Source organism: Terrisporobacter muris (assembly GCF_024621905.1).
GTDB lineage: Bacteria > Bacillota > Clostridia > Peptostreptococcales > Peptostreptococcaceae > Terrisporobacter > Terrisporobacter muris.
In genome coordinates, this window is sequence record NZ_JANKBY010000276.1 from 1 (window position 1) to 5,095 (window position 5,095).

Here is a 5,095-nt window from a genome sequence, read left to right on the forward strand (position 1 = left end):
AAATAATAATTAAAAAACAGGAATTAATTTAAATTATCAACATTACAAATGGGTTATTCTATTCAATATAATATTATTTTTATTTCTTGAAGGATTTAATCTTCTAATATTCTTATTTATTGTCTCTTAAAGACTTATTCCCCCAAGATACTTCATGTCGCCAACGAGATGACTTCGCTATGGCTTTAAGCCACTGATTTTATATCAATGGCCATACTATTTCTTTCTATTTATATAGTCAGGTGTAATCTATCTCTTAACATCTTTCAATAATTGTTTCAGTTGAGTCTTACTAATTCCATATTTAATTCTCAATTTATCAAGATTTTTTCCATTATACTCCTTAGCAATGTCCCTATTCCTCTGCCCCATGACCACCTTCCTATAAACTGGTATGTATACCAATGTTCCTCCGTACATTTTGCAAATATCTAAAAAATTTTCCCATCCTATTATGTCTACCATAGTATGTAAATCATAAGGTATATCCTCTTTTTTAATAGTCATAAGTATCTCCTCCATATTTATCATTTGTAATATTTAGGTTTGCCTTTACTGCATCTATCAAGTTTGATTGTGTCTTTTCCTTTTGTGATATTGCTTTTATCACATCTTCATCAATCGTTCCTTTTGTAATGATATGGTGTATTTTTACTGTCTGACTTTGACCTTGTCTGTGTAGTCTTGCATTTGTCTGCTGATATAGTTCCAGTGACCATGTAAGGGCAAACCAGACGATTTCGCAGCCTCCCATTTGCAAATTTAGTCCATGTCCTGCAGATGCTGGATGAATTGCTGCCACTTTTATTTTTCCATTATTCCAATTAATCACATCTTGTGATGTTTTAATTTCTATAACTTGAAATCTCTTTTTTATGCGAAGTAAATCATGATTAAACCAATAAGCAATTAATAGTGGTTTGTCACCTGTTTCTTTTATTAATTTTTCTAGAGCATCTAGTTTTCTATCATGTATATTTGTTACTTTCTTATTATCATCATAGACAGCTCCGTTGGCAATTTGCAGAAGTTTTCCTGACAACACTGCTGCATTAACTGCATCTATTTTAATAAGTTCCCTATCTTTTTTAATAAAATCATTATCATCTTTGATAAGCTCATTATTTTCTTTATTTAACTCATTATCTTCTTTGATAAGCTCATTATTTTTGTCAGCTTCTTTATTCTTTGCTGTAAGGGACACTATCATGTCTTCTTTTAACTGGTCATATATTATATTTTCTTCTTTGGATAAATAAACTGGAACTTCATCGTAAATACAAGGAGTCATCTCCAGATAGTCTATGGATTTCATGGAGATAGTAATGTCTGAGATTAGTTCGTATATCATATCCTTTGCCCCTGGTTTTGGTTTATAAGAAAATACCTTTTGTCCATATGTTTTGTCTGGCATGAAAAATCTTTTGCGATAGTTTTTTATATTTCTTTCTAGTCGCTGACCAAAGTCGAGAAGTCTAAACTGAGCCCACAAATCCATGAGTCCGTTGGAAGTAGGTGTACCTGTTAGACCTACTATACGTTTCACTTTTGGTCTTACTGTAAGCAAACTTCTAAATCTTTTTGATTTGTGTGATTTAAAAGAGCTAAGTTCGTCTATTACTATCATGTCAAAATCAAAATTTATATTGCTTTTATTTATTAGCCAATTGATATTTTCCCTGTTTATAAGATAAATGCTAGATTGCTTTTTAAGGGCAAAAATTCTCTCTTTTTCTGTGCCAATTACAAGTTCATAGTCAAGATTTTTTAGATGATCCCACTTTTCTATTTCTGATGGCCAAGTATCTCTTACCACAGGAAGGGGTGCTATTACTAGCACTTTTCTAACTTGAAAACTATCTAACAGCAAATCAAATAATGCGTTTAGGGTAATTACACTTTTTCCCAGTCCCATATGAAGAAATAATGCTGAAATAGGATTATTTAGTATAAAGTCTGTTGCATAGGATTGATACTTATGGGGAATATATTTCATGAAACCTCCTCTTCTCACATAAATAAACAAGATAAACAAGAAAACAGCTTTTTCCTATGCGCGCGTGCATATAGGCACATGCGCTTATTTATTACCTATTTTTCAATGCCCAATAGGTAATTTCTTGTTTTCTTGTTTTTCAAGTGTTGATTTTTGTGTATATATAGCCATTTGTATCTATAAACAAGATTATAAACAACACAAAATCTTGTTTATGACTTGTTTATTCTATTATTCTTTTTTATTTTGTTATTCTTTCATAGCACCTTTGATTACCATATATAGGTAAAATAATTGAGCCTGTTTTATTTTTTCTTAGTTTATCCCAGTTTTCTATTTTTTTCATAATAGTAGTAATCCCGTATGAATCTGTGGCTTTTAGCATGGATGCCTCATTGCCAAAACACTCGCACCAAATTTCCATATTACAAACAATATTACGTTTTACACTACCTTCAAGTTTACTTCCTGCAAATTCATTTCCTCTTAAGAAATTTCTACGCTCAAAAAGGGTCATCTTATCCCATGTTTCTGGTAATAAAGTATCCAGATAAGTTCTTACAATACCTTCTCTATCATCATTTTCCATTGCATTTATTTGTTCTCTTATTGCCATGCTTTCCTCTTCATTTTCCAGGTAAAGTTTTTCACCATTTTTATAAAGCATAAGTGATTCTGCCCAAATTTGATTTACTTCTTCTTTACTTATATTCCATGCTTTCTTTTTGGAATTTCCTCTAATTCTCACTGGCCAAAATCTACGATTGCCTGTAATATCTCTCAAAAATCCATTTTCTGCATTGGTAGATCCTACAATTATACATTGGCGAGGATGATTTTCCACACAAACACCGTAACTAACACGATACTTGTCATCCTCACGTGATATAAATGATTTTACTGTTTCCACTTCAGTTTTTCGCATACCTGCCAGTTCTCCCAGCTCCAATATCCAGTATCCTTGTAATTTTTCAGCTCCACTCTTATCCTTCATATCTGTAATAGTCAAACTGTCAGAAAACCACTGTCCTGCTAGTTTATAGAAAAATGTTGACTTACCAATTCCCTGAGGTCCATTTAAAATAAGTACGTGATCAAACTTTGTCCCTGGATTATAAATCCTAGCTACGGCTGCTACCATGGTCTTTCTTATTACTGATTTTGTATAGGGTGAATTTTCTGCACCAAAGTAATCAATAAGTAAGTTGTCAACACGACATTTCCCATCCCACTGTGGTAAACCTTCCAAGTATTCTTTAATTGGGTGATAAGCTCTCTTTGCTGCAACTGCTGTGATTGCATCTTTTGTCTTGGTTGGTGAGTATATGCCATAAATTTTGCTTATATAAACTTTCAGTGATGCCATGTCAGAATCACTCCACCCCTTTTTCACCTGCTCCCAAGGAAGTTTTCCTCTCACATCTATGTTGTTTCTATGGGAGTTAAAAACAATGCTTTTTAAATTTTCATCATTATCAAGTATAAGTACCATGTTATCTAAAGTTTCTTTTATATTTCCCCTCTTATCTAGTTCCAGTAGACTTTGCCAATCACTATCATTTTCATTTTTCACACTAAATTCCTTGTTTAATTTTTCCATACGTTCTTTAACAAGATTTGATTTAACCAAATCATCATTTATAGCAAATTCATTCATGGCAGAATATGATAATCGTCTGTTCATTGGAATATCTGGTGACATATCTTCATCTAAATTCCCAAACTTATGAGTACGAACCATGTCAAAAGCATTTAGCAATTTGCCACTGGCTGGGTCTGTACTGTGATGACTGTAGGCAAATTTATTATCATAAATCACCACACCAGCAGCAGAGTCTGCACTGGAAAAATCGTATCTACCATCAACAGCAGATGGCGAGTACACATGAGTTAGGAACTTATCCATAGCTTCTTCCATTGAATAAGTACGACAAAAAACTCCAACCACTCCCTCCTTAGTAAGTGGATCTGCTTGATTTTTCAATTCTTTTGTGAAAATTTGTGATTGTCTGGAAGATACAGGCCAGGTAGTTGTATCTCTCCAGTTTTCATATTTTTCCAGGAAGTAATTGGCATCAAGAAAGTTGCCATCATTTTCTTCATATACAAACTCCCCATCCCTAGATGTGGATGGCCAATACATTAACCTACTAGCTTCGTATGTACTATCGTCAAACAAATCCAGGTCAATTTCTTTTGCTATCATGCGTGACAGTGGTGGGTACTCATCTTCACTGACTTCATTTTTTAGTGGAATAATCAAACGAAGGCGTGGGTTTTCTTTTGTGTGCTTGTGTGTGGAGTAGATGCACCATTTAAAATCACACTTCTTTTTTATTTCTTTTATTACATTTTCTTTTCCATAGTCCATATCCAGGGTGACTATACAGCGACTAAGTACGTTGCCCTTTTTCCTTCTCCCTTCTTTTAAATAACCTCCTACAAAACCTCCCACATCTTTGATGTTGTCTTGTTCTATCTTTGGTAGCCTTTTGTACTCCTCTACACTTTCTGCTGTGTATATGGTTTGTTTCACACGATTGCAAAACTCTTCCCAAGATATGTCTTGATTTTTCCATAGTTTTTCCCTACGGCTGTTGCCTATTGCAATTTTCATTTTGTTGCCTCCTTTTTGGTGATTGCTTTCATTTATATACAAAAAAACAAGGGGTGTCGAACCCCTTGTTTGAGAATTTTTTTGAATATGAAAAACTGTATCTTAGTAGTTATTTAAATACTAGGATACAGTTTTTTGTTAGATTTGATATTGATTAGTTTGTAATATATATAAATTATGATTTTTAATTATTTTAAAATCACAATCTTATCTAATATATCCTACTCATTAAATAGTTTTAAAGAATAAAAAATAGACAAAGACTTATCTTTATCTATTACATTTTATCTATATTTAAATTTCTTATTATAATATTTTAAGATTAATACTCCTACACTTACAAAATAGATATTTTTAACCTCATATTATTTCATCTTTCGTTAAGCTGTATCTTTTTCTTTAGTGATTTCAATATCTACTTATCTTTTGGTTTTGAATGATTATTTATCTTTGGTGTAATCATATAAGCATTCTACTTTATT

Annotated in this window: 3 protein-coding genes; all 3 read right to left on the minus strand. The window is 32.4% G+C overall.

The genetic code is table 11. The annotated features are described in order from the left end of the window. Positions 1 to 249: 249 nt before the first annotated feature. The 3 genes from NSA58_RS15885 to NSA58_RS15895 all read right to left on the minus strand — a co-directional run bounded on the left by NSA58_RS15885 (position 250) and on the right by NSA58_RS15895 (position 4,613). On the minus strand, positions 250 to 507 hold the full coding sequence (locus NSA58_RS15885) for a Mor transcription activator family protein (protein WP_039678213.1): 258 nt from the start codon (positions 505 to 507) through the stop codon (positions 250 to 252). Continuing rightward, positions 497 to 1,996, minus strand: a complete 1,500-nt coding sequence (locus tag NSA58_RS15890; RefSeq protein WP_257560670.1) for a DEAD/DEAH box helicase — start codon at positions 1,994 to 1,996, stop codon at positions 497 to 499. Before NSA58_RS15890 ends, NSA58_RS15885 begins: the two co-directional genes overlap by 11 nt. A 241-nt stretch (positions 1,997 to 2,237) precedes the next feature. After that, entirely contained in the window at positions 2,238 to 4,613 is a 2,376-nt protein-coding gene (locus NSA58_RS15895) for a virulence-associated E family protein (RefSeq protein ID WP_257560671.1), read from the minus strand. Positions 4,614 to 5,095: the final 482 nt, after the last annotated feature.

Bases quoted from the DNA above. Each gene is read 5' to 3' on its own strand.
- NSA58_RS15885 (WP_039678213.1), bottom strand. From the start codon at position 507: ATGACTATTAAAAAAGAGGATATACCTTATGATTTACATACTATGGTA.
- NSA58_RS15890 (WP_257560670.1), bottom strand. From the start codon at position 1,996: ATGAAATATATTCCCCATAAGTATCAATCCTATGCAACAGACTTTATA.
- NSA58_RS15895 (WP_257560671.1), bottom strand. From the start codon at position 4,613: ATGAAAATTGCAATAGGCAACAGCCGTAGGGAAAAACTATGGAAAAAT.